The 364-nt window shown below is 54.7% G+C and carries 1 protein-coding gene and 1 pseudogene; one reads left to right on the top strand and one right to left on the bottom strand.

Annotated features, from left to right (window positions below; translation table 11 throughout):
• Positions 1 to 317 (top strand): hypothetical protein (locus EZM41_RS13875; RefSeq protein WP_232619259.1); only part of this gene is annotated, 317 nt, incomplete at its 5' end.
• Here the strand turns inward: EZM41_RS13875 and EZM41_RS14735 are convergent.
• Positions 305 to 355 (bottom strand): annotated as a pseudogene (locus EZM41_RS14735) (hypothetical protein); the annotation flags it as partial. The gene EZM41_RS13875 and the pseudogene EZM41_RS14735 sit on opposite strands and share 13 nt — an antisense overlap.
• Between the last annotated feature and the right edge of the window lie 9 nt (positions 356 to 364).

Consider the following 364-nt stretch of genomic DNA (forward strand, 5'->3'; position numbering starts at 1 on the left):
ACCACTACAGGGAGAAAATTTATTTTACCGATATCGATGGTCGTCCTTTCGCCATAAAGCAGATGAATTGCCCCGGGAGCATCCTCATTTACAAGAGCCAACTGAGGAGCTACCGCGATCTGCCTTTGAGGATGGCGGAGCTCGGCACTACCAAAACGGCCCAGCGCTACCGTGCTAAACTCTATCCCGCTGAACAGTTCGGGCCTTCCAAAACAGACCCTCGGCAGACCCGTTACCAGGTCGCCGCCTCCTGGCGAGAGAGACCCTCTTTGGCCAGCGAGCGCTCAACAACGTTTTGTGTTGCTATGCCAGCATGATCCGTGCCCGGCAACCAGAGGACGTTGTATCCACACATTCGCTTGTA

This window comes from Acetomicrobium sp. S15 = DSM 107314 (assembly GCF_016125955.1).
GTDB classification, from domain to species: domain Bacteria; phylum Synergistota; class Synergistia; order Synergistales; family Thermosynergistaceae; genus Thermosynergistes; species Thermosynergistes pyruvativorans.